Raw genomic sequence first — 773 nt, 5'->3', positions numbered from 1 at the left:
ACCCCTCCTCGCGGAGACGCCCTTGCCGTCGGCTAGTACTTTGGTATCGCTGCCAAAAGGCAGTGATTGGATTCTACGTACAGGGGACTTGCACCCCATAAGTTCACGCCCATGCCGGGCGTACACCAAGCTGCAGTTGACAGCGAACACAACGCGCTGCAACTGCAGCAAGTCGTTATGTGTGAGACCGCCAGTGGTCAATGATGCGCTCCAATCTATTGATCAAGTCATCGTATGTGACGATATCTATCAGGTTCTTGTACTTCCTTCTTATTACCTCAAAATCAAGCAGCTGTTGTTCAGAAAGATTATGGCTACGACCAGCAATTACAATTCCACCAGGGTTGGTAATTCTGATCTGCATCCCCGGCGGCAATTTATCAGCATAGCGATGAGTAAGCTTGCTCTCTCCAACAACACCCCATCTGTTCAAATAAAGGATGTATTTCTCAAGCTGCATGATGCTTCCAGACAGTTCCTTCATGGGAATGTGATTGTCACGATAGGTTCCGCGGGTGACCACGGCACTGCCTGAAGGTTTCTTAATCTCTACAAGATCGTAACTACTCACACCCTCTAAAAAAAGCTCAAATCCAAATAAATAACTTGACAGGTTTTTGCCGGAATTTTTTTCAATAGCCAGGGATGCCAACAAAAATGCCCATCAACGCGCCTGGTCGTCTCTAAATCGTTTTAATATTGCATTCCGATAGCAAACAGATGCGATAGCGTTCAATCGTTTAACTCAGGGGCGCACAGGAGGTCGAAAAAAG

General features: G+C 46.8%; 2 protein-coding genes. Both read right to left on the bottom strand.

Annotation, left to right across the window (positions count from 1 at the left end; translation table 11 throughout):
* On the bottom strand, positions 1–201 hold a 201-nt coding region (locus tag JWJ90_RS22815; RefSeq protein WP_205229511.1), incomplete at its 3' end, for a hypothetical protein.
* Complete coding sequence (locus JWJ90_RS22810) at positions 176–655, bottom strand: Shedu immune nuclease family protein (RefSeq protein ID WP_205229510.1); 480 nt, start codon at positions 653–655, stop codon at positions 176–178. The genes JWJ90_RS22815 and JWJ90_RS22810, both read right to left, overlap by 26 nt.
* Positions 656–773 lie beyond the last annotated feature (118 nt).

Source organism: Desulfobulbus rhabdoformis, assembly GCF_016919065.1.
GTDB lineage: Bacteria > Desulfobacterota > Desulfobulbia > Desulfobulbales > Desulfobulbaceae > Desulfobulbus > Desulfobulbus rhabdoformis.
The sequence above is the reverse complement of the archived record's forward strand: the minus strand, read 5'-3'. Positions and strand labels throughout refer to the sequence as shown.